The organism is Dactylosporangium sp. CA-139114 (genome assembly GCF_050955725.1).
GTDB lineage: Bacteria > Actinomycetota > Actinomycetes > Mycobacteriales > Micromonosporaceae > Dactylosporangium.
Genome location: NZ_CP192080.1, coordinates 5,049,928 through 5,075,582 on the forward strand (window position 1 = coordinate 5,049,928; position 25,655 = coordinate 5,075,582).

At 76.0% G+C, this 25,655-nt stretch carries 4 protein-coding genes; all 4 read left to right on the forward strand.

Annotated features, from left to right (window positions below; all coding sequences use genetic code 11):
* The first annotated feature begins 15 nt into the window (after nt 1-15).
* The 4 genes from ACQP2P_RS22455 to ACQP2P_RS22470 all read left to right on the forward strand — a co-directional run bounded on the left by ACQP2P_RS22455 (nt 16) and on the right by ACQP2P_RS22470 (nt 25,644).
* Nucleotides 16-10,617, forward strand: coding sequence for a type I polyketide synthase (locus tag ACQP2P_RS22455; RefSeq protein ID WP_433618872.1), 10,602 nt, complete (start codon nt 16-18; stop codon nt 10,615-10,617).
* A 32-nt stretch (nt 10,618-10,649) separates the two neighbouring features.
* Nucleotides 10,650-11,282, forward strand: a complete 633-nt coding sequence (locus tag ACQP2P_RS22460) for a phosphopantetheine-binding protein (protein ID WP_433618874.1) — start codon at nt 10,650-10,652, stop codon at nt 11,280-11,282.
* Nucleotides 11,283-11,360: 78 nt separating this feature from the next.
* Nucleotides 11,361-16,259 carry a type I polyketide synthase gene (locus ACQP2P_RS22465; RefSeq protein ID WP_433619215.1) on the forward strand — a complete coding sequence of 1,633 codons (4,899 nt, stop codon included), beginning with the start codon at nt 11,361-11,363 and terminating at the stop codon, nt 16,257-16,259.
* A gap of 46 nt (nt 16,260-16,305) precedes the next feature.
* The gene (locus ACQP2P_RS22470) at nt 16,306-25,644 is read left to right on the forward strand and encodes a type I polyketide synthase (protein ID WP_433618875.1); all 9,339 of its coding nucleotides are present in this window, start codon (nt 16,306-16,308) and stop codon (nt 25,642-25,644) included.
* Nucleotides 25,645-25,655 lie beyond the last annotated feature (11 nt).

Below are 25,655 nucleotides of genomic sequence, written 5' to 3' on the forward strand. Positions count from 1 at the left end.
AGGAGTTGACGGGCCGTGGCTGACGAGGCGAAGCTCCTCGAGTACCTCAAGCGGGTCACCGCCGACCTGCACCAGGCCCGCCAGCGCCTGCGCGAGGTCGAGTCCGGCCGGCAGGAGCCGATCGCGATCATCGCGATGAGCTGCCGGTTCCCCGGCGGCGTCGCCTCGCCCGAGCAGCTGTGGGACCTGGTCGCGGCCGGCCGCGACGCGGTCGGCGACTTCCCGGCCGACCGCGGCTGGGACCTCGAGTCGCTGTACGACGCCGACCCCGACACCCTCGGCACCTCCTACGCGCGCCAGGGCGGCTTCGTCGACGGCATGGCCGACTTCGACCCCGCGTTCTTCTCGATCTCGCCGCGCGAGGCCCTCGCCATGGACCCGCAGCAGCGGTGGCTGCTCGAGGCCTCCTGGGAGGCCCTGGAACGCGCCGGGATCGACCCGCTGTCGCTGCAGGGCAGCCAGACCGGCGTCTTCGCGGGCAGCACCGGCCAGGACTACGGCGCCGTCGTCATGGGCGCCGCCGAGGGGCTCGAGGGCCACCTCATGACCGGCAACGCCGGCAGCGTCGTGGCCGGCCGCATCGCCTACACCCTGGGCCTGGAGGGCCCCGCGGTGACCGTCGACACCGCCTGCTCCTCGTCGCTGGTCGCCCTGCACCTGGCCGCCCAGGCCCTGCGCCAGCAGGAGTGCGGGCTCGCGCTCGTCAGCGGCGTCACCGTCATGTGCACGCCGGCCGCGTTCGTGGAGTTCTCCCGCCAGCGGGGCCTCGCCGCCGACGGCCGGTGCAAGGCGTTCGCCGCCGCGGCCGACGGCACCGGCTGGTCCGAGGGTGTCGGCGTGCTCCTCGTCGAGCGCCTCGCCGACGCCCGGCGCAACGGCCACCCGATCCTCGCCGTCGTGCGCGGCAGCGCGGTCAACCAGGACGGCGCCTCCAACGGCCTGAGCGCCCCGAACGGCCCCGCCCAGCAGCGCGTGATCCGCCAGGCGCTCGCCAACGGCGGCCTTGCGGGCGCCGACGTGGACGTCGTCGAGGCGCACGGCACCGGCACGACGCTCGGTGACCCGATCGAGGCGCAGGCGCTGCTGGCGACCTACGGGCAGGACCGCGAGCGGCCGCTGTGGCTCGGCTCCATCAAGTCGAACATCGGGCACACCCAGGCCGCCGCGGGCGTCGCCGGTGTGATCAAGATGGTCATGGCGATGCGCCACGGGGTGCTGCCGAAGACGCTGCACGTGGACGAGCCGACGCCGCACGTCGACTGGACCGCCGGATCGGTGTCGCTGCTGACGGACGCGCAGGAGTGGCCGCGCGCCGGACGCCCCCGCCGCGCCGCCGTGTCGTCGTTCGGCGTCAGCGGCACCAACGCCCACCTGATCCTGGAAGAGGCCCCCGAGGACGCCCCGGCGCAGCGGTCCCCGGCCACGGCGACCCTGCCGGTCGTGCCCGTGGTGGTGTCCGGCCGCAGCGCGGCCGCCCTCGCCGAGCAGGCCGCCCGCTGGTCCGGGTCGCTGCCCGGCGACGCGTCCGCCCTGGACGTCGGCTGGTCGTCGGTCGCGACCCGCCCCGCCTTCGAGCACCGCGCCGTCGTGCTGGCCGCCGACCGCGAGTCCCTGTCCGCGGGCCTGCACACCCTCAGCGGCGCGGTGTCCGGCGTCGCGACGCCCGGCCGGCGGGTCGGCGTGCTGTTCTCGGGCCAGGGCGCCCAGCGGGCCGGCATGGGTTCCGGGCTGCGTGATTTCCCGGTGTTCCAGCGGGTGTACGCCGAGGTTCGCTCCCACTTCGGTGAGCTGCCGGACGAGCGGATCGACGAAACCGAGATCACCCAGCCGGCGTTGTTCGCGATCGAGGTCGCCCTCTACGAGCAGTTGAAGGCGTGGGGTCTCCAGCCTTCGGTGGTCGGCGGGCACTCGATCGGTGAGCTGGCCGCGGCCTATGTGGCCGGGGTGTGGTCGCTGGAGGACGCCTGCAAGGTGGTCGCGGCGCGGGCGAGGTTGATGCAGGCCCTGCCGCCGGGTGGCGGGATGCTCGCGGTCGGCGCTCCGGTTGAGAACGTGCCCGAGGGTGTTTCGGTGGCTGCTATCAATGGGCCGTCGTCCTGGGTGTTATCGGGCCCGGCGGAGCTGCTTCCAGAGTTCCCTGGGGTCCGGACCAGTCGGCTGCGGGTGTCGCATGCGTTCCACTCGGCGTTGATGGAGCCGATGCTGGACGAGTTCCGCGAGGTCTTGGAAGGCGTCGCCTTCAATCCGCCGCAGATCCCGATCGTCTCCAACGTCACCGGCGGGCTCATCACGGAGTTCGACGCGGACTACTGGGTGCGGCACGTGCGGGGCACGGTGCTGTTCGCCGACAACGTGGCCGCCATGCGCGAGGCCGGGGTCGACACCTTCGTGGAGGTCGGGCCGGACGCGGTTCTCGTGCCGCACCTGCCCTCCGACGAGGCGGTCGTGGTCGCCTCGCTGCGCCGCGACCGCGACGAGGCCACCGCGCTGCTGGCCGCCCTCGCCGGGCTCTACGTCAACGGGGTCACCGTCGACTGGAGCGCCGTCTTCGCGGGCACCGCGCCGCGCCGGGTGGACCTGCCCACCTACGCGTTCCAGCGTCAGCGCTACTGGCCCCGCCCGGGGCGCGGCATGGGCGGCGAGCCCGCCGCCATCGGCCTGCGCGCCGCCGAGCACCCGCTGCTCGGCGCCGTCGTCTCCGTCGCCCAGGCCGACGCCGTGCTGTTCACCGGGCGCCTGTCGCGCCAGAACACCCCGTGGGTCGCCGACCACGTCGTCTTCGACACGGTGCTGCTGCCCGGCACCGGCTTCGTCGAGATGGCCATCCGCGCCGGGGCGCAGGTGGGCGCCGAGCGGGTACGCGAGCTGACCCTCGAGGCCCCGCTCATCCTGCCGCCGACCGGCGGGGTCGACATCCAGCTGTGGATCGGCCCGCCCGACGACACCGGCTGCCGCACGCTGGCGCTGCACTCGCTGACCGACGACACCGCCGACGAGCCGATCTGGACCCGCAACGCCAGCGGCGTGCTCGAACCGGCGGCGACCGGCGACGCGACCTGGTCCGACTTCGCGCAGTGGCCCCCGGCCGGAGCCGAGTCCGTCGACACCGGCGACCTGTACCGCGGCCTCGCCGCCCAGGGCTACGACTACGGCCCCGCCTTCCACGCGCTGCGGGCCGGCTGGCGCCGCGGCGAGGACGTCTTCGCCGAGCTGGTCCTGCCCGAGGAGCCGGCCGCCGAGGCCCGCCACTACGAGCTGCACCCGGTCCTGCTCGACGCCGCCCTGCACACCCTCGGCCTCACCAACCCGCCGCCCGCCGGGGAGCACCCGGGCGCGCCGGTCGGGTACGGCCGCCTGCCCTTCTCCTGGAACGGGGTCAGCCTGCACGCGGCCGGCGCCGCCGCGCTGCGGGTCCGGGTGACGCCCACCGGCCGGGACAGCATCCGGCTCGCGGTCGCCGACGTGACCGGCGCGCCGGTCGCCGCCGTCGACGAGCTGGTGCTGCGCCCGGTCTCGGCCGACCAGCTGCGGGTCGCGGGCGCCGGGCACACCGACTCGCTCTACCGCGTCGACTGGACCCCGATCCCCGGCGCCCCCGGCACCGGCTCCGGCACCTGGGCGATCCTCGGCGACGGTCTCGAAGCCGTCGCCGCGGCCCGCTACGAGGACGTGGCCGCCCTGGCCGCCGCCGTCCGGGCGGGCGCCCCGGCCCCGGACGTGGCCCTCGCGGCCTGCACTGCCGCCTGCGGCGTGGCCGGCGAGCCCGCCGACGTCCCCGCGGCGGTCGCCGCCGTCACGAACCACGCCCTGCGCCTGCTGCAGGAGTGGCTCGCCGAGGACGTGCTCGCCGACACCCGCCTCGCCCTGGTCACGCGCGGCGCGGTCGCGACACCGGCCGACCCGGGCGTGTCGGACCTCGCCGGCGCCGCCGTGGCCGGCCTCATCCGCTCGGCCCAGTCGGAGAACCCGGACCGCTTCGTCGCGCTCGACCTCGACGAGGACCCGGCCACCGTCGCCGCGCTGCCCGCCGCGCTCGGCACCGACGAGCCGCAGCTGGCCGTGCGCACGGGCACCGTGTTCGCGGCCCGGCTCGGCCGCGTGCCCGCCGCCGAGCACCCGGCCCCCGCCTTCGACCCGGACGGCACCGTCCTCATCACCGGCGCGACGGGCACCCTGGGCCGGCTCATGGCCCGCCACCTCGTCACCACCCGCGGCGCCCGGCACCTGATCCTCACCAGCCGCCGCGGCCCGGCCGCCGAGGGCAGCGCCGAGCTCGTCGCCGAGCTGGCGGAGCTGGGCGCGGCCGCCGAGGTCGTCGCCTGCGACGCGAGCGACCGCGACGCCGTGGCCGCGCTGCTGGCGAGCATCCCGGCCGGGCACCCGCTGACCGCCGTCATCCACGCGGCCGGTGTCCGCGACGACGGCGTCATCTCCTCGCTCAGCCCCGCCCGCATGGCCGGCACGCTGCGCTCCAAGGCCGACGCCGCCTGGCACCTGCACGAGCTGACCGCCGGGCACCAGCTGGCCGCGTTCGTCATGTACTCCTCGCTCGCCGCCACCGCCGGCGGCCCCGGCCAGGGCAACTACTCGGCGGCGAACGCCTTCCTCGACGGCCTCGCGCACTACCGCCGCGAGCGGGGCCTCGCCGCGCTGTCGCTGGCCTGGGGGCTGTGGGCCGACCGCAGCGGCATGACCACCGAGCTCGACGACGTCCACCTCAGCCGGATCTCCCGCTCCGGCGTCACGGCGATGACGGCCGAGGAGGGGCTGGCGCTGTTCGACGCGGCCGACGCCGCCGGGGGACCGGCGCTCGTTCCGGCCCGCCTCGACCTGGCCGCGATGCGCGCCCAGATCGGGCGCGGCACGGTGCCGGCCCTCTACCGGGGACTCATCCGCGGCCAGGTCCGCGCGGCCGCGGACATCGCGGCCGGCCCGTCGCTCGGCGAGCAGCTCGCGGCGCTGGGGGAGGCCGAGCGGCGCGGCGCCCTCGTCGAGCTCGTCCGGTCGCAGGCCGCCGCGGTCCTCGGCTACGCCGACGTGGCCGCGATCGAGGCCCGCAAGGCGTTCAGCGAGCTCGGCTTCGACTCGCTCACCGCGGTCGAGATGCGCAACCGGATGGGCTCGGCGGTCGGCCTGCGGCTGCCGGCGACGCTCATCTTCGACTACCCGACCACGCTCGACCTCGCCGAGCACCTCTCGGCCCAGATCGCCGGCACCGTCCAGCCGGTCCGGCCCGCCGTCGTGGCGGACGCGAACACCGGCGACGACGCGATCGCGGTGGTCGGCATGGCGTGCCGCTACCCCGGCGGCGTCCGCAGCCCCGAGGAGCTCTGGCGGCTTGTCCTCGACGGCGTCGACGCCGTCGTCGAGCTGCCCGGCGACCGCGGCTGGGACCTCGAGTCGCTCTACAGCCCCGACCCGGACCAGCCCGGCACGTTCTACGCCCAGGCCGGCGGCTTCCTCGGCGGCGTCGGCGAGTTCGACGCCGACTTCTTCGGCATCAGCCCCCGCGAGGCGGTCGCGATGGACCCGCAGCAGCGGCTGCTGCTGGAGACGTCCTGGGAGGCGCTGGAGCGGGCCGGCCTCGACCCGCACGCGCTGCGCGGCAGCCCGACCGGCGTGTTCATGGGCACCAGCGGGCAGGACTACGGCACGCTGCTGGGCAACGCCCCGGCCGGCGCCGAGGGCTACGGCCTCACCGGCATCACGTCCAGCGTCGTTTCGGGGCGTCTGTCGTACGTCCTGGGCCTGGAGGGCCCCTCGGTGTCGATGGACACCGCCTGCTCCTCCTCGCTGGTCGCCCTGCACTGGGCCTGCCACTCGCTGCGCCTCGGCGAGTGCGACCTCGCGCTGGCCGGCGGCGTGATGGTGATGGCCACGCCCGCCGCGTTCGTGGAGTTCTCCCGCCAGCGCGGCCTCGCGACCGACGGCCGCTGCAAGTCCTTCGCCGCCGGCGCCGACGGCACCGGCTGGGGCGAGGGCGTCGGCGTGCTCCTCGTCGAGCGCCTCGCCGACGCCCGGCGCAACGGCCACCCGGTCCTCGCCGTCGTGCGCGGCAGCGCGGTCAACCAGGACGGCGCCTCCAACGGCCTGACGGCCCCGAACGGCCCCTCGCAGCAGCGGGTCATCCGCCAGGCCCTCGCCAACGCGGCGCTGAGCCCGTCCGAGGTGGACGCCGTCGAGGCGCACGGCACCGGCACGACGCTCGGCGACCCGATCGAGGCCCAGGCGCTGCTCGCGACCTACGGCCAGGACCGCGACCGGCCGCTGTGGCTCGGCTCCATCAAGTCCAACATCGCGCACACCCAGGCGGCCGCGGGCGTCGCCGGCGTGATCAAGATGATCATGGCGATGCACCACGGCGTGCTGCCGAAGACCCTGCACGTGGACGAGCCGACCCCGCACGTCGACTGGACCGCCGGCGCGGTCTCGCTGCTCACCGAGAACCGGGACTGGCCGTCCGTGGATCGCCCGCGGCGGGCGGCCGTGTCGTCGTTCGGGATCAGCGGCACCAACGCCCACGTCATCATCGAGCAGCCCGAGCCGTCGGACGCTCCCGAGCCGCCCCCCGCCACCGGCCTGGTGACCGGCGCGGTGGTGTGGCCGATCTCGGGCCGCAGTGCCGCGGCGGTCGCCGAGCAGGCGGCCCGCCTCGCGGACGTCGCCCACACCGCACCCGCCGAGCAGATCGCCTGGTCCCTCGCGACCACCCGGGCCGTGTTCGACCACCGGGCGGCCGCCGTCGGCCGGACCACCGAGGAGCTCGTCGCGAGCCTGAACGACCTGACGATCACCGGCACCGCGAGCCAGAGCGGCCGCGTGGTGTGGGTGTTCCCGGGTCAGGGCAGTCAGTCGGCCGGCATGGCCGCGGGGCTGTTCTCCTCGTGCCCGGTGTTTGCCGACGCCATCGTGGAGTGCCAGCTCGCCCTGACGCCGTGGCTGGATGTGGACATCGCGGGTCTGTTGACCGGTGACGACACTGGGTGGCTGGACCGGGTCGAGGTCGTGCAGCCGGTGCTGTTCGCGGTCGGTGTGGCGTTGTCGCGGGTGTGGCTGCAGGCGGGTGTGAGGCCGCATGCGGTGATCGGTCATTCGCAGGGCGAGATCGTGGCCGCGCACGTGGCCGGGATCCTGTCGCTGGACGACGCGGCCCGGGTGGTTGCGGTGCGGGCGCGGGCGTTGAAGGCGCTGAAGGGCACCGGCACGATGGCCTCGATTCCGCTGTCGGCCGGCGAGGTCACCGCGCTGCTGCCTGAGGGTGTGGTCGTCGCGGCGGTCAACGGTCCCCGGACGGTTGTCGTGGCGGGGCCGGTGGGCGCGGTTGAGGATCTGGTGTCGCGGGTGGAGCGGGCTCGGCTCATCTCCGTCGATTACGCCTCGCACCATCCGAGCGTGGAGCGGGTCCGTGAGCAGGTGCTCGCGGATCTGGCCGGGATCACGATCCAGCCCGCCCACATCCCGATGCTCTCGACGGTGGCCGGGGCGACGATGTCGGCCGAGTACTGGATGGACAACCTTCGGCAGCCGGTCGAGTTCGAGGCCGCGGTGCGGACCGCGCTCGAGTCCGGGCACCGCACGTTCGTGGAGGTCTCCGCCCATCCGGTGCTGACCATGGCCCTCGCGCAGATCGCCGAGGACGCCCACATCCTCGACACCCTGCGCCGCGACGCCGACCAGCCCACCCGGCTGCTCACGAACCTCGCCCACGCCCACTGCATCGGCCTGCCCGTCGACTACACCGCCGTGCTCGCCCCGGCGGCCCCGGTGGACCTGCCGACGTACGCCTTCCAGCGCCGGCGCTTCTGGCTCGACCCGCAGCCGAACCCGATCCACGACGTCGGCTCGGCCGGCCTGCTCGACGCCGGCCACCCGCTGCTCGGCGCCGCGGTCACGTACCCCGACGACGACCGGGTGCTGTTCACCGGCCGGCTGTCGGTGCGCACCCACCCGTGGCTCGCCGAGCACCGCGTGATGGGCACGATCCTGATGCCCGGCACCGGCTTCGTCGAGCTCGCCAACCACGCCGCCCAGCAGGTCGGCTGCCCGCGCGTCGACGAGCTGACGCTGCTCGCCCCGCTCGTCGTGCCGGAGCAGGGGGCGCTCGCCGTCCAGCTCGCGGTCGGCGCGCCCGACGGCGACGGGCGGCGCACGATCCAGCTGCACTCCCGGCCCCACGACGGCGCCGCGGAGCCGACCCCGGCTGGCCTAGGGCTTCGGGATGGGGACTGGACCTGCCACGCCGCCGGCGTGCTCGCCCCGGCCGCGTCCGGGCCCGCCGCCGGCGCGTTCGACCTGAGCGTCTGGCCGCCCGCGGGCGCCGTCGCGGTCGAGACCGACGACTTCTACGCCGGCGTCGAGTCCACCGTCTTCGGCTACGGCCCGGCCTTCCGGGGCCTGCGGGCCGCCTGGACCCGCGGCGACGAGGTGTTCGCGGAGGTCGAGCTGCCGGTGGAGTACCGCGGCCAGGCCGACCCCTTCGGCGTGCACCCCGCGCTGCTCGACGGCGCCCTGCAGGCCATGCCGATCGTCGGCTTCCTCGGCCGGATGGGCGACGGCGGCGACCCCACCGTGCCCCGCCTGCCGTTCGCGTGGACCGGCGTGACGCTGCACGCCCGCGGCGCCGGCGCCCTGCGCGTCCGGCTCGCCGCCGCGGGCGAGGCCGGCGTCCGGTTCGAGGTCGCCGACCCCACCGGCGCGCCGGTCGTCACCGTCGAGTCGCTCATCATGCGGCCCGTGAACGCCGACGCCATCGGCGCCGCCGGGGCCCGCAACGACTCCCTCTACCGCGTCGACTGGACCCCCCTCGCCGTGCCCACCGGCCCCGTGCCCGGCACCGCGGGCTGGGTCGTGCGCGGCGACGACGATCTGGCGCTCTGCGCCGCGATGGAGGCGGCCGGCGCGCGCATCCGGCCCGACATCGACGCCGAGACGCCCGACGTGGTCCTCATCGCGGGCACCACGACCCACGACGTGCTCGGGCAGATGCAGGCCTGGCTCGGCGACGAGCGGCGGGCCGGCTCCCGGCTCGTCATCGTGACCCGCGGGGCCGTCGCCGCCGGCGACTCCCCGGTGAACCTGGCCGCCGCGCCGATCTGGGGCCTGGTCCGCGCGGCGATGTCCGAGCACCCCGGCCGGTTCCAGCTCGTCGACGCCGACGAGCCGGGCGAGTCGCTCGCGGCCGCCGTCCACAGCGGGGAGCCGCAGCTGGCGATCCGCGGCGGGCAGGTGCTCGTGCCCCGGCTCGGCCGCGTGCCCGCCAACGCCGAGCGCACCGAGCGGTCGCTCGACCCGGGCGGCACCGTCCTCATCACCGGCGGCACCGGCACCCTCGGCCGCATCCTGGCCCGCCACCTCGCGACCGCCCACAACGTCCGCCACCTCATTCTGGCCAGCCGCAGCGGCCCGGCCGCCGACGGCTCCGGCGCGCTCGTGGCCGAGCTGGCCGCGCTGGGCGCGAGCGCCGACGTCGTCGCGTGCGACGCCGCCGACCGGGACGCCCTGGCGGCGCTGCTGGCCGCCGTCCCCGCCGACCGGCCGTTGACCGCGGTCGTCCACGCCGCCGGCGTGCTCGACGACGGGGTGTTCACCGCGCTCACGCCCGGCCGGCTCGACGCGGTCGCCCGGCCCAAGATCGACGCGGCCCGGAACCTGCACGAGCTGACCGCGGGCGAGGACCTGGCCGCGTTCGTCCTGTTCTCCTCCGCGGCCGCCACGTTCGGCAGCGCCGGCCAGGCCAACTACGCCGCCGCCAACGCCTACCTCGACGCGCTCGCCGCCCATCGCCGCGGCACCGGCCGGGCCGCCCTCTCGCTCGGCTGGGGGCTGTGGGCCCAGGCCAGCGGCATGACCGGCCACCTCGACGACGCCGACCGGCGCCGCATGGCCGACCAGGGCGCCACCACGCTCAGCACCGAACAGGCGCTCGCGCTCTTCGACACGGCGATCGGCCTGGATGCCGCGACGATCCTGCCGCTGCGCCTCGACCAGGCGTCGCTGCGGGCCCAGGCCGAGGCGGGCGCCCTCGCGCCCATCCTGCGCGGCCTGGTCCGCACCGGCCTTCGGCGCAGCGCCGACGGCGGCGCGGTCACCGGCGGCCCGACCCTGGGCCAGCGCCTCACCGGCGTGCCCGAGGCCGACCGGGGCCGGGTCGTGCTCGACGTCGTGCGCACCCACATCGCGGCCGTGCTCGGCCACGCCTCGGCCGACGCGATCGACCCCGACCGGCTCTTCACCGACCTCGGCTTCGACTCGCTGACCGCGGTCGACCTGCGCAACCGGCTCAACGCCATCTCCGGGCTGCGGCTGCCGGCGACGCTCGTCTTCGACTACCCGACCCCGGCCGCCCTGGCCGAGCGGCTGGGCTCGGAGCTGGTCACCGACGCCGCCCCGTCCACCCAGCCGGTCTTCACCGAGCTCGACGCGCTGGAGGGCCTGCTGTCGGCCGTGCCGCTCGACGACGCCGCCCGGGCCCGGTTCACCGCCCGCATGTACGAGCTGCTGGCCAAGGCCAGTTCCCCGGTCGGCCGCCTCGACGACGGGGCCGCCGCGCCGGACCTCGAGTCGGCGACCGACGACGAAGTCTTCGCGTTCATCGGAAAGGAATTCGGGATCTCCTGAGCCCATCCCACCGCCGCTAGGAAGGTTCAGCCATGCACGAGCAGCGTTCCCGGTCGTTCCTGTCCCGCATGGGGCAGCGCCTGCGTGCAACCGCGGACCCGGACCCGAGCCCGGAGGGCGACGCCGCGACCCGGTCGCCGGACACCGGGGCGCTCGCGCGTGACCTGGCGGCCAAGCCCCCGGCGGAACAGGAACAGGTGCTGCTCGACACCGTCCGCGAGACCGTCGCGGAGCTGATGGGCCTGGGCTCGGCCGACGCCGTCGCGCCCGAGGCGCTCTTCGCCGAGCTCGGCGTCGACTCCCTCGTCGCCTTCGCCCTGCGGGCCCGCCTCACCGAGGTGACCGGCCTGCGCCTGTCGGCGACGCTGGTCTTCGACCACCCGACGCCGGCCGCCGTCGCCGAGTTCCTGCGCGGCGAGCTGGCCGAGGGCGCCACCCCGTCGCTGCAGCCCCTCTTCGCCGAGCTCGACGTGCTGGAGGGGATGTTCGCGGTCGCCGTGCTCGACGCCGAGTCCCGGGCCCGCGCCCAGCGTCGCCTGCGGGAGCTGCTGCACGGCATCAGCGAGACCCCGCCCGAGCCCGCCGAGCAGCACCGGCCCGACCTGGCCGAGGCGAGCGACGACGAGGTCTTCGACTTCATCGGCAAGGAATTCGGAATTCACTGAGATGTTCATGGATGCGTTCGCTGTGGAGGCTGGTGTCAGATGAGTGACGACGACAAGCTTCGGTACTTCCTCAAGCGGGTGACGGCCGACCTGCACGACAGCCGCCGGCAGCTGCGGGCGGCCGAGGCCAAGCAGCACGAGCCCATCGCGATCGTGTCCATGAGCTGCCGCTTCCCCGGCGGTGTCACCACCCCCGAGGCGCTGTGGGACGTCGTGGCCGACGGCCGCGACGCCCTCGGCGAGTTCCCCGACTACCGCGGCTGGGACCTCGAGGCGCTCTACGACCCCGACCCCGACAAGCCCGGCAAGAGCTACACGCGCGTCGGCGGGTTCATCGACGGCGCGGGCGGCTTCGACGCGTCGTTCTTCGGCATCAGCCCGCGCGAGGCGATGGCGATGGACCCGCAGCAGCGCTTACTGCTCGAGACCTCGTGGGAGGCGTTCGAGCGGGCCGGGATCGCGCCCAGCTCCGTGCGCGGCACCCAGACCGGCGTCTTCGTCGGCATGGCGACCGGCAACTACGGCCTCGGCGTGAACTCCATGCCCGAGGGCGTCGACATGTACGTCGGCACCGGCAACACCACGAGCGTCGCCTCCGGCCGCATCGCCTTCACGCTCAACCTCAACGGGCCCGCCGTCACCGTCGACACCGCCTGCTCCTCGTCGCTGGTCGCCCTGCACTGGGCCTGCCAGTCGCTGCGGCAGGGCGAGTCCGACCTGGCCCTCGCCGGCGGCGTCACCGTCATGTCGACGCCGGGCGTGTTCATCGTCTTCTCCCGCCAGCGCGGCATGTCCGTCGACGGGCGCTGCCGCGCGTTCGCGGCCGGCGCCGAGGGCACCGGCTGGGGCGAGGGCGTCGGCATGCTGCTGCTGGAGCGGCTCTGCGACGCCCGGCGCAACGGCCACCCCGTCCTCGCCGTCATCCGCGGCTCCGCCCTGAACCAGGACGGCGCCAGCAACGGCCTCACCGCGCCGAACGGCCCGGCCCAGCAGCGGGTCATCCAGGCCGCGCTGGCCAACGCCCGGCTGTCGCCGGCCGAGGTCGACGTCGTCGAGGCCCACGGCACCGGCACCACCCTCGGCGACCCGATCGAGGCTCAGGCGCTGATCGCCACCTACGGGCAGGACCGCCCCGAGGACCGCCCGCTCTGGCTGGGCTCCGTCAAGTCGAACATCGGCCACACCCAGGCCGCCGCGGGCGTCGCCGGCGTCATCAAGATGGTGAAGGCGATCGAGCACGGGGTGCTGCCCAAGACGCTGCACATCGACGCGCCCACCCCGCACGTGGACTGGTCCGCGGGCGCGGTCGAGCTGCTGACCGAGGCCCGGCCGTGGCCCGAGTCCGAGCGCCCGCGCCGCGCCGCCGTCTCCTCGTTCGGCGTCAGCGGCACCAACGCCCACGTCATCATCGAGCAGCCCACCGCCGAGCAGACCGAGCCGGCGGCCGAGCCCGAGGCCGCCCCGGCCCCGGCCGAACCGCTGGTCGCCGGGCCGGTGGTGTGGCCGTTCTCCGGCCGCTCCGCCGGGGCCGTGCCCGAGCAGGCCGCCCGGCTCGCCGCGTTCGTGCGGGCCAACCCGGACGTGCGCCTCGAGGACATCGCGTGGTCGCTCGTCGCGGCCCGCTCGACGTTCGAGCACCGCGCGGCCGTCGTCGGCGCTGACCGCGACACCCTCGTCGCCCGGCTCGACGCCATCGCGGCCGGCGTCCCGGCGACCGGCGCGGTGACCGGGACCGCGACGTCCGGCGGCCGCATGGTGTGGGTGTTCCCCGGCCAGGGCAGCCAGTCCGCCGGCATGGCCGCCGGGCTGCTGGGCACCTGCCCGGCGTTCGCCGACGCGATCGCCGAGTGCCAGGCCGCCCTCGCCCCGTGGATCGAGCTCGACATCCCCGCGCTGCTCACCGGCGCCGACACCGCCTGGCTGGACCGGGTCGAGGTCGTGCAGCCGGTGCTGTTCGCCGTCGGCGTGGCCCTCGCGCGGGTCTGGCAGCGGGCGGGCGTCAAGCCGCACGCGGTGATCGGCCACTCCCAGGGCGAGATCGTCGCCGCGCACGTCGCCGGCATCCTCTCCCTCGATGACGCGGCCCGGGTCGTGGCGGTGCGGGCCCAGGCGCTCAAGGCGCTCAAGGGCACCGGCACGATGGCCTCCGTCCCGCTGACGGCGGACGAGGTGCCGGACGACGTCGTGGTCGCGGCGGTCAACGGCCCGCGCTCGCTCGTGGTGGCCGGGCCGCCGGACGCGGTGCAGCGCCTGGTGGACCGGGTGGAGGGCGCCAAGCTCATCCCGGTCGACTACGCCTCGCACCACCCGAGCGTGGAGCAGGTCCGCGACCAGGTCCTCGCCGCCCTCGACGGCCTCACCGTCCAGCCCGGCCACACCCCGATGATCTCGACGGTCGCCGGGGCCACCATGTCGGCCGGCTACTGGATGGACAACCTCCGCCAGCGGGTCGAGTTCGAGGCCGCCGTGCGGACCGCGCTCGAGTCCGGGCACCGCACGTTCGTCGAGATCTCCGCCCACCCGGTGCTGACCATGGCCCTGGGCCAGATCGCCGGCGACGCGCACGTGCTGGACACCCTGCGCCGCGACGCCGACCAGCCGCAGCGGCTGCTGAGCAACCTCGCGCTGGCCCACAGCCTCGGCCACCCGGTGCGCTACGAGGCGATCCTCGCGCCCGCCGCGACCGTGGACCTGCCGACGTACCCGTTCCAGCGCGAGCACTACTGGCTCGACAGCACCGGCCCGCTCGCGCCCGCGGCCTCGGCCGAGACGGCGGGTGCGGACCCGTCGCAGCGCCGGTTCTGGGCCGCCGTCGACTCCGAGGACCTCACCCAGCTGGCCGAGGCCCTCACCGTCGACGACTCCGACCTCATCGGCACCATCGACGCCCTGCGTCCGGCCCTGCCGGTGCTGCTCTCGTGGCGAAAGCAGCGCACCCGCCAGGCCGTCATCGACAACTGGCGCTACCAGGACACCTGGAAGCCGCTCGCCGGCGCCAAGGCGGCCCCGCTGCCGGGCACCTGGCTGATCCTCACCCCGCAGGCCGAGGCGGCGACCGAATGGGAGCCCGTCGTCGCCGCGGTCGTGGCCGAGCACGGCGGCACCGCGGTGCCGATCCGGCTCAGCCCGGCCGAGCTGGAGCGCGACGGGCTCGCCAAGCGCCTGCTCGCCGTCGTGCAGCCCGAGACCGCCCCCGACGGCCCGCTGCCCGACGGCATGGTCGCCGGCGCGGACGTGGCCGGGGTACTGTCGCTGCTCGGCCTCGACGAGTCCGCCCACCCGCGGCACGCCTCGGTGCCGATCGGGCTGTCCGGGACCGTCGCGCTCGTGCAGGGTATGGGCGACGCCGGGCTGCGGGCCCCGCTGTGGAGCCTCACCAGCGGCGCGATCTCGACCGGCCTGATGGACAAGCTCCGCTCGCCGGAGCAGGCGATGATCTGGGGCTTCGGCCGGGTCGCGGCGCTGGAGCACCCGGACCGCTGGGCCGGCCTGATCGACCTGCCCGAGGAGGCCGACGAGCGCACGGGGGAACTGCTCGCCGCGGCGCTCGGCGGCCGGGCCGAGGACCAGATCGCGGTCCGCGCCGGCGGGCTCTTCGCCCGGCGCCTGACCCGGGTCGCCCTCGGCGACAGCCTGCCGCAGATGCCCTGGCAGCCCTACGGCACCGCGCTGATCGTCGGCGGCACCGGCGCCCTGGGCAGCCACGCGGCGCGCTGGCTCGCCCGGCGCGGCGTCGAGCACCTGATCCTCGTGAGCCGCCGCGGCTCGACCGCCCCCGACGCGCCCGCCCTGGAGGCCGAGCTGACCGAGCTCGGCGCCCGGGTCACGATCGTGGCCGGCGACGCCTCCGACCGGGAGCTGCTGGCGGGGCTGATCGACGAGATCCCGCTGGAGTGCCCGCTGACGACCGTCGTGCACGCGGCGGCCACCCTCGACGACGCGCTCATCGCCGACCTCGGGCCGGAGCAGATGGAGCGGGTGCTGCGGGCCAAGGTCGACGTCGCGCGCCACCTGCACGAGCTGACGATGGACCTGGACGTGTCGGCGTTCATCCTCTTCTCGTCGTTCGCCGGCACGGTGGCCAGCTCGGGTGTGGGCAACTACGCGCCCAGCAACGCCTACCTCGACGGCCTGGCCCAGTACCGCCGCGGCCTCGGCCTGCCCGCGCTGTCGATCGCCTGGGGCGCCTGGGACGGCGGCGGGATGGCGGAGGGCGACTTCGGCGACGTCCTGCGCCGCCACGGCGTGCGCGAGATGGCCCCGGAGTCGACGATCGCCGCGCTGGAGCAGGCGATGGATCACAGCGAGACGTTCCTGACCGTCGCCGACATCGACTGGGAGCGGTTCTACACGGCGTTCACCGCGACCCGGCCCGCGCCGCTGGTCGGGGACCTGCCCGACGTACGCCACCGGCAGCCCGTCGTCGTGGAGGCCGCCGGCACCGAGGAGCACGGCCCGCTCGCGGCCCGGCTCAGTGCCCTGCCGCCGGCCGAGCGGCCCCGGGCCGTGCTGCAGCTCGTCCTCGGCCAGGTGGCGTCGGTGCTGAACTACCCCTCCGCCGAGGCGATCGACGACAACCGGGCGTTCCGGGAGCTGGGCTTCGACTCCGTCACCGCGGTCGAGCTGCGCAACCGGCTCGGGGCGATGACGGGTGTGCCGCTGCCCGTCACGCTGGTCTTCGACTACCCGACGCCGGCGACCCTGGCCGACTACGTCTACGCCGAGGTCGCCGTGGACGAGTCGGTCCTGCCCGAGGCCGTCCTGGCCGACCTGGACCGGCTCGCCGACGACCTGCCCGTGATCGCCGGCGACGAGCAGGCCCGGATGCGGGCCATGATGCGGCTCCAGGCGATGCTCACCAGCCTCGAGCAGGCCGGCGACGACACCGCCGCCGGCACCGACATCAGCGCCCGGCTGGCCCAGGCCAGCGACGAGGACCTCTTCGCCCTCGTCGACGGCGACCTCGGCGTCTCCTGACCGACCGCCCCGACCCCGTACCGCACCACGAGGGAGCGCGACCCCGATGGCCAATGAGGACAAGCTCCGTGACTACCTGAAACGGGTCATGGCGGACCTGCACGTCACGCGCCAGCGTCTCAGCGAGGTCGAGTCGCAGGCGCAGGAGCCGGTGGCGATCGTGGCCATGAGCTGCCGGTTCCCCGGCGGGGTCGACGCGCCCGAGGACCTGTGGGACCTGCTGGCCGGCGGCGGCGACGCCATCTCGCCGTTCCCGGCCGACCGGGGCTGGCCGCTGGAGCAGCTCTACGACCCCGACCCGGACCGCCCCGGCACCTCCTACACCCGGGAGGGCGGCTTCGTGGCCGGCGTCGGGGACTTCGACGCGGGCATGTTCGGCATCAGCCCGCGCGAGGCCCTCGCCATGGACCCGCAGCAGCGGCTCCTGCTGGAGGCGGCGTGGGAGGCGTTCGAGCGGGCCGGGATCGACCCGTCGCGGCTGCGCGGCAGCCGGACCGGGGTGTTCGTCGGGACCAACGGCCAGGACTACGGGCCGCTGCTCATGATGGCCCCGGGCAGCAACGAGGGCCACCTCATGACCGGCAACGCGGCCGCGGTGGTCTCCGGGCGGCTGTCGTACACGCTGGGCCTGGAGGGCCCGTCGGTGTCGATCGACACCGCCTGCTCGTCGTCGCTGGTCGCCCTGCACTGGGCGATGCAGGCGCTGCGCACCGGCGAGTGCGGCCTGGCCCTGGCCGGCGGCGTGACCGTGATGTCGACCCCCGGCCTGTTCCTCGCCTCCAGCCGGCAGCGGGCCCTGTCGCCGGACGGGCGGTGCCGCTCCTTCGCGGCCTCGGCCGACGGGACCGGCTTCGCCGAGGGCGTCGGGCTGCTGCTCGTGGAGCGCCTGGCCGACGCCCGCCGCAACGGGCACCCGGTCCTCGCCGTCGTGCGCGGCAGCGCCGTGAACCAGGACGGCGCCTCGAACGGGCTGACGGCCCCGAACGGGCCGTCGCAGCAGCGGGTCATCCGGGCCGCGCTCACCAGCGCCGGCCTGTCGCCGGTGGACGTCGACGCCGTCGAGGCCCACGGCACCGGCACCACGCTCGGCGACCCGATCGAGGCCCAGGCGCTGCTGGCCACCTACGGCCAGGACCGCCCGGGCGACCGGCCGCTGTGGCTCGGCTCGGTGAAGTCGAACATCGGCCACACCCAGGCGGCCGCGGGCGTCGCGGGGATCATCAAGATGGTCCTCGCCATGCGGCACGGGGTGCTGCCCAAGACGCTGCACGTGGACTCGCCGACCCCGCACGTGGACTGGTCCGCGGGCGCCGTCGAGCTGCTGACCGAGCCGCGGCCCTGGCCGGCGGGGGAGCAGCCGCGCCGCGCCGGGATCTCCTCGTTCGGGATCAGCGGCACCAACGCGCACGTGATCATCGAGGAGGCGCAGGACGTACCGCCACCGCCGGACGAGACCGCCGACGGCCCGGTCCCGGTGCTGCTGTCGGCCCGGACCGGCAGCGCCCTGGCCACGGTGGCCCGGCGCTGGTCGCGGTGGCTGGCCGCGCACCCGGACGCCGACGTCGCCGGGCTCGGCCGCGCCTCCGCCGTGTCCCGGGCCGCCCTCGAGCACCGGGCCGTCGTCCTCGCCGCCGACCGCGACGAGCTGCTGGCCGGCCTCGACCGGGTCGCGGCCGGGACGGCGCCGCTGACCGGGCTCGCCGGGGCCGGGCGCCGCGTCGGGGTGCTCTTCTGCGGGCAGGGCGCGCAGCGGGCCGGGATGGGTTCGCAGCTGTACGGCCGCTACCCCGTCTACACCCGCGTCCACGACGAGGTCCGCGCCGCGTTCGACGGACTGCTGCCGATGGCCCTCGAGCACGTCCCGCCGGGGCTCGCCGACGAGACGCAGTACGCCCAGGCCGGTCTCTTCGCCATCGAGGTGGCCCTGTTCGAGCAGCTGCGGGCGTGGGGGCTGCGGCCCGAGGTGGTCGGCGGCCACTCCATCGGCGAACTGGCCGCGGCCTACGTCGCCGGCGTCTGGTCGCTGGCCGACGCGTGCGCGGTCGTCGCCGCGCGCGGCCGGCTGATGCAGGCCCTGCCGCCGGGCGGCGCGATGCTCGCCGTCAACTGCGACGAGGCCACCGCCCGCGGCCTGCTCACCGAGGGCGTCTGCGTCGCGGCCGTCAACGGGCCCCGCTCGGTGGTGCTCGCCGGGCCCGCCGCGGCGATCGACGCCATCGACACCGAGGGGTTACGGACCAACCGGCTGCGGGTGTCGCATGCCTTCCACTCGGCGCTCATGGAGCCGATGCTGGACGAGTTCCGCGCGGTGCTCGAGGGCGTCACCTTCCACCCGCCCCGGCTCCAGGTCGTCTCCAACGTGCGCGGCGAGCTGATCTCGGAGTTCGACGCCGAGTACTTCGTGCGGCACGTGCGGGAGACCGTGCGGTTCGCCGACGGGATCGCCGCCCTGCGCGCGCACGGCATCGACACCCTCGTCGAGGTCGGCCCCGACGCCGCCCTCGCGCCCCACCTGCACGCGGGCGCCGACGGGGCCGTCGTCGTGACCACCCTGCGCCGCGACCGGCCCGAGCCCGCAGCGCTGCTCACCGCGCTCGCCGAGCTGCACGTCGCCGGCGCCGCGCTCGACTGGGCCGCGGTGCACCCCGGGCCGCACCGCCACGCCGACCTGCCCACGTACCCGTTCCAGCGCGTCCGCTACTGGCCCGCCTTCCCCGAGCCCGGCGAGGCCCCGGCCCCGGCCGCCGAGACCGACGCGTTCTGGGCCGCCGTCGACGACGAGGACCTCACCGCGCTGAGCGAGCTCACCGGCGCCCCCCGCGAGGACGCCGCGGCCGCGCTGCCGGTCCTCGCGGCCTGGCGGCGCCAGCAGCGCGAGCGGTCGGCGGCGGACGGGTGGCGGTACCGCATCGAGTGGCAGCCCCTGACCGACCGCCCGGAGCCCGTCCTCGCCGGCCACTGGCTGCTGCTGGCGCCCAAGGGCGGCGCCGACCACGACCCGATCGCCGAGGCGCTGCGCACGGCCGGCGCCGAGGTCGTCACCGCCGAGGTCGACCTCGCCGGCACGAGCCGCGAGCAGCTGATCGACGAGCTCTGGGCCGCGCTGACCCGGCCCGCGCCGGGCGCGCACACCGGCGCACTGGCCGGCGGCGTGCGGGGCGTGCTGTCGCTGCTCGCCCTCGACGAGCGCCGCGACCCGCTCCACCCCGGCGTCCCGCTCGCCCTGTCCGGCACCGCGGCGCTCGTGCAGGCCCTCGGCGACCTCGGGCTCGACGCGCCGCTGTGGTGCGCGACCCGCGGCGCGGTCCGCACCGGCACCGCCGACCGGCCCGCCGACCCGGTGCAGGCCGCCGTCTGGGGCCTCGGCCGCGTCGTCGCGCTCGAGCACCCCGACCGCTGGGGCGGCCTGATCGACCTCCCCGACCGGCTCGACCGGGGCGCCGCCGGGCGCCTCGTCGGGGCCGTCACCGACCCCGACGGCGAGGACCAAGTCGCCGTCCGCGGCTCCGGCCGCCTCGCCCGCCGCCTGCACCACGCCCGGCCCGGCCGGGCCGGCGACGCCGACGGCTGGAAGCTCTCCGGCACCGCCCTCGTCACGGGCGGCACCGGCGGCCTCGGCCGGCACGTCGCCCGCTGGCTCGCCGAGTCCGGCGCCGAGCACATCATCCTGGCCGGCCGCCGCGGGCCCGACGCCCCCGGCGCCGCCGACCTCGCCGCCGAGCTCGCCGCCGACGGGGTCCGGGTCAGCCTGGCCGCCTGCGACGTCACCGACCGCGACGCGCTGGCCGCCCTCATCGCCGGCGTCCCGGACGAGCTGCCGCTCACCGCGGTCGTGCACACCGCCGCCGTCCTCGACGACGGCATCGTCGACGCGCTCACCGCGCCGCGGCTCGAACGGGCCCTGGCTGCCAAGGCGCTGGCCGCGGCCCACCTCGACGAGCTCACCCGCGACCTCCCGCTGCGCGCGTTCGTGCTCTTCTCCTCCTTCGCCGGCATCGCGGGCAACGCCGGGCAGGCCGGCTACGCGGCCGCGAACGCCTACCTCGACGCCCTCGCCGAGCAGCGCCGGGCCCGCGGCCTCGTCGCGACCTCGGTCGCCTGGGGCGCCTGGAGCGGCGACGGCATGCCGGCCCAGAACGACCGCACCCGCGAGCGGATGCGCCGGGGCGGCGTCACCCCCATGCCGCCCCGGCTCGCCCTGGAGGCGCTGACCGGCGCCCTGCTGCGCGACGAGACCGCGCCGATCGTCATCGACCTCGACTGGGAGCGGTTCGCCGGCGCCTTCACCGGGCTGCGGCCGAGCCCGTTCATCGGGGCGCTGCCCGAGGTGCGGCGCCTGCGCCAGCCTCTCGCCGCCGACCCGGAGCCGGCGACGGCCCCGGGCGCCGGGCTCGCGGCCCGGCCGGCCGCCGAGCGGGCCGCGGCGCTGCTGGAGCTGGTCCGGTCGGCCGCGGCCGCCGTGCTCGGCTACGCCGGCGAGCAGGACGTGCCCGCCGACCGGCCCCTGCGTGACCTCGGCCTCGACTCGCTCACCGCGATCGACCTGCGCAACGTGCTGGCCACCGCGACCGGGCTCACGCTGCCCACCACGCTGGCGTTCGACTACCCGGCCCCGGCGCTGCTCGCCGCCCACCTCGACGCGCTGCTCGGCGGCTCGGCGGCCGAGATCGTGGTCGCGGCCCGCCCGGCGGGCCCGGCCGACGAGGCGATCGCGATCGTCGCGATGAGCTGCCGCTTCCCGGGCAGCGGCTCGCCCGAGGAGCTGTGGCAGATGCTGGCCGCGGGCCGCGACGGCATCACCGAGTTCCCCGGCGACCGGAACTGGCCGATCGAGCAGCTGTACCACAGCGACCCCGACCACCCCGGCACGAGCTACGTGCGCCACGGCGGCTTCCTCGCCGGCGTCGCCGACTTCGACCCCGGCTTCTTCGGCATCAGCCCGCGCGAGGCGGTCGCGATGGACCCGCAGCAGCGGCTCCTGCTCGAGTCCGCGTGGGAGGCGTTCGAACGGGCCGGTCTCGACCCGCACGCCTTACGCGGCAGCCCGACCGGCGTCTTCGTCGGCACCAACCACCAGGACTACGCGGCCCTCATGTACGGCAGCGACAACGCCGAGGGCCACCTGCTCACCGGCAACGCGGGCAGCGTGCTGTCCGGCCGCGTCTCCTACACGTTCGGGCTCGAAGGCCCCGCCGTCTCCGTCGACACCGCCTGCTCGTCCTCGCTCGTGGCCCTGCACCTGGCGGCCCAGGCGCTGCGGCGCGGCGAGTGCGACCTCGCGCTGGCCGGCGGCGTGACGGTGATGTCGACGCCGGGCGTGTTCGTCGGCTTCTCCCGGCAGCGCGGCCTCGCCGTCGACGGCCGCTGCAAGGCCTTCGCGGCCGGCGCGGACGGCACCGGCTGGGGCGAGGGCGTCGGCATCCTGCTCGTGGAGCGCCTGGCCGACGCGCGCCGCAACGGCCACCCGGTCCTCGCGGTGCTCGCGGGCTCGGCCGTGAACCAGGACGGCGCCTCGAACGGTCTGACGGCCCCGAACGGCCCGTCGCAGCAGCGGGTGATCCGCCAGGCGCTCGCCGACGCCGGTCTGGCACCGTCCGACGTGGACGTGGTCGAGGCGCACGGCACCGGCACGACCCTCGGTGACCCGATCGAGGCCCAGGCGCTCCTGGCGACCTACGGCCAGGACCGCGGCGAGCCGCTGCTGCTGGGCTCGATCAAGTCGAACATCGGCCACACCCAGGCCGCCGCGGGCGTCGCGGGCATCATCAAGATGATCCTGGCGATGCGGGCGGGTGTCGTGCCGGCGACCCTGCACGTCGACGCCCCGACCCCGCACGTGGACTGGTCGGCCGGGAAGGTGGAGCTGGCGACCGAGGCCCGTCCGTGGCCGGCGACCGATCGGCCCCGCCGGGCCGCGGTGTCGTCGTTCGGCATCAGCGGCACCAATGCCCACGTGGTCCTGGCCCTGCCCGACGAGACGCCCGGCGAGACCCCCGAGACGAGCGGCCTGGTCATCGGGCCGGTGGTCTGGCCGATCTCGGGCCGGTCCGCGGCGGCGGTCGCGGAGCAGGCGGCCCGGCTCGCCGACATCGCCCACACCGCGTCCCCGGAGCGGATCGCCTGGTCCCTCGCGACGACCCGGGCGGTGTTCGAGCACCGCGCGGCCGCCGTGGGCCGGACCACCGAGGAACTGGTCGCGAGCCTGAACGACCTGACGATCACCGGCGTGGCGGGCTCCGGCGGCCGGATGGTGTGGGTGTTCCCGGGCCAGGGCAGCCAGTCGGCCGGCATGGCGGCCGGGTTGTTCTCCTCGTGCCCGGTGTTTGCCGACGCCATCGTGGAGTGCCAGCTCGCCCTGACGCCGTGGCTGGATGTGGACATCGCGGGTCTGTTGACCGGTGACGACACTGGGTGGCTGGACCGGGTCGAGGTTGTCCAGCCCGTGCTCTTCGCCGTCGGGGTGGCCCTGGCCCGGGTCTGGCAGCAGGCGGGGCTGAAGCCGCACGCGGTGATCGGTCACTCGCAGGGCGAGATTGTCGCCGCGCACGTGGCCGGGATCCTGTCGCTGGACGACGCGGCCCGGGTCGTCGCCGTGCGGGCGCGGGCGCTGAAGGCGCTCAAGGGCACCGGCACGATGGCCTCGATTCCGTTGTCGGTCGAGGATGTGACGCCGCTGCTGCCCGAGGGTGTGGTCGTCGCGGCGGTCAACGGTCCCCGGACGGTTGTCGTGGCGGGGCCGGTGGGCGCGGTCGAGGACCTGGTGTCACGGGTGGAGCGGGCTCGGCTCATCTCCGTCGACTACGCCTCCCACCACCCGAGCGTCGAGCAGGTCCGCGACCAGGTGCTCGCCGACCTCGACGGCATCACCATCCGGCCCGGGCACATCCCGATGATCTCGACGGTGGCCGGGGCGACGATGTCCGCCGAGTACTGGATGGACAACCTGCGCCAGCGCGTCGAGTTCGAGCCGGCCGTGCGGACCGCGCTGGAGTCCGGGCACCGCACGTTCGTGGAGGTCTCCGCGCACCCGGTGCTGACCATGGCCCTCGCGCAGATCGCCGAGGACGCCCACATCCTCGACACCCTGCGCCGCGACGCCGACCAGCCCACCCGGCTGCTGGCCAACCTCGCGCAGGCGCACGCGCTCGGGCACCCCGTCACCTTCGAGACCGTCCTGCCGCACACGGCGACCGTGGACCTGCCGACGTACGCGTTCCAGCACCAGCGGTTCTGGCCCCAGCCGCCGCAGTGGCCGGTCTCAGAACCGGTCTCAGGGCCGGAGCACGAGACCGACCACGAGTTCTGGACGGCCGTCGAGCGCGAGGACCTCGACTCGCTCACCGAGACCCTCGACGTCGACGCCGACGGCTCGATGCGCACGTTCCTGCCCGCCCTGGCCGCCTGGCGTCGCCGTCGGCGGGAACAGGGCCGCCTCGACGCCGCCCGCTACCGGGTGGCCTGGACGCCCGTGCCCGCGGCCGGGGAGCCGGCGACGGGCACCTGGCTGCTCGCCGTCCCGCCCGGCGCCGACCCCGAGCTGGTCGCGCAGTGCTCGGCGGCGGTCGGAGGCGTGACGGTACACCTGGAACTGGACGGAACCGAGCAGGAGACGGCGCAGGTCGTCGCCCGGCTCCGCGCCGGGTTCGAGGCGCCGGCCGGCGTGCTGTCCCTGCTCGCCCTCGACGACCGCGACCGCGACGACTTCCCGGTGCTCGGCCGCGGCGTGGCCGGCAACCTGCTGCTCCTGCAGGCGCTCGCCGAGCTCGACTGGGCGGCGCCGGTGTGGTGGCTCACCCGCGGCGCCGTGTCGGTCGACGCCGGCGACGCCCTCGCCGCACCCCGCCCGGCGATGCTGTGGGGCCTCGGGCGCAGCGCGGCGCTCGAACATCCGCAGCGCTGGGGCGGGCTCGTCGACCTGCCGCCCGAGCTCGGCTCCGCGGGCGTGGACCGGCTCGGGCGGGTGCTGGGCGGCGGTACGGGCGAGGACCAGGTCGCGATCCGGGCCGCCGGCGTGTTCGGCCGCCGCCTCGTCGCCTGCGGACCGTCCGACGGCCCGGCCCCGGGCACCGCGTGGCGGCCCACCGGCACCGCGCTCGTCACCGGCGGCACCGGCGCGCTCGGCGGGCACGTCGCCCGCTGGCTGGCCGGCGCCGGCGCCGAGCGGATCGTGCTCACCAGCCGCAGCGGATGGGAGGCCCCCGGCTCGGAGGAGCTCGCCGCCGAGCTGCGCGCGCTCGGCGCCGAGGTCGTCGTCGCCGCCTGCGACGTCGCCGACCGGGCCGGGCTGGCCGAGGTCCTGGCCGAGACCGCGGCGACCGGCTCGCCGGTGCGCACGGTCGTGCACTGCGCCGGCGTCAGCGAGGTGATCCCGGTCCGCGAGATGGACCTCGCCGACCTCGCCGACCTGGTCGGGGCCAAGGCGGCCGGCGCGGCGAACCTCGACGCGCTGCTCGGCGACGCCGACCTCGACGCGTTCGTGCTCTTCTCCTCCGTGGCCGGCGTCTGGGGCGGCGGCGGCCAGGGCGCCTACGCGGCCGGCAACGCCTACCTGGACGCGCTCGCCGAGCGGCGCCGGGCCCAGGGCCGCCCGGCCATCGCGGTCGCGTGGGGCGCCTGGACCGAGTCGGGCATGTTCGCCGACGGCGCCCAGGACCAGCTGCGCCGCCTCGGCCTGGACGGTATGGAGCCGGCCACCGCGATCGCCGGGCTGCAGCGCGCCCTCGACCTGGCCGACACCACCGTGACCGTCGCCGACGTCGACTGGGCCGTGTTCCACCCCCGCTTCACCGTCACCCGGCCCAGCGCCCTCTTCGGCGAGCTGCCGGCCGTGCGGGCGCTCGAGGCCGCGCACGAGGCCGTCGAGGACCCGGCCGACGCCGCCGCCGACTGGCTCGCCCGCACGAGCGCGCTCAACGCCGCCGCCCGCCGCCGGGCCCTCGTCGAGCTCGTCCGCGAGCACGCGGCGAAGGCGCTCGGGCACCCGTCGCCGGACGCGATCGAGGTCGGCCGCGGCTTCCTCGACCTCGGCTTCGACTCGCTCACCGCCGTGGACCTGCGCAACGCGCTGAGCCGCGCCACGGGGCGGAAGCTGCCGACGACGCTGGTCTTCGACCACCCCACCACCGACGCGCTCGCCGACCACCTCGCCGGGCTGCTGTTCGACGCCGAGGGGCCGGGCGGGACGGGTGAGGACGCGGAGGTACGGCGGGCCCTGGCCGCCATCCCGCTCGCCCGGCTGCGCGAGTCCGGCCTGCTCGACCCGCTGCTGCGCCTGGCCGCCGGCGACGAGCCCGCCGCGGCGCTCGCGTCGCAGGCGCCCACTTCGATCCAGGAGCTCGACGTCGAGAGCCTCATCCGGCTCGCGATGGACGGATCCGACTCGTGACCCCGAGGAGC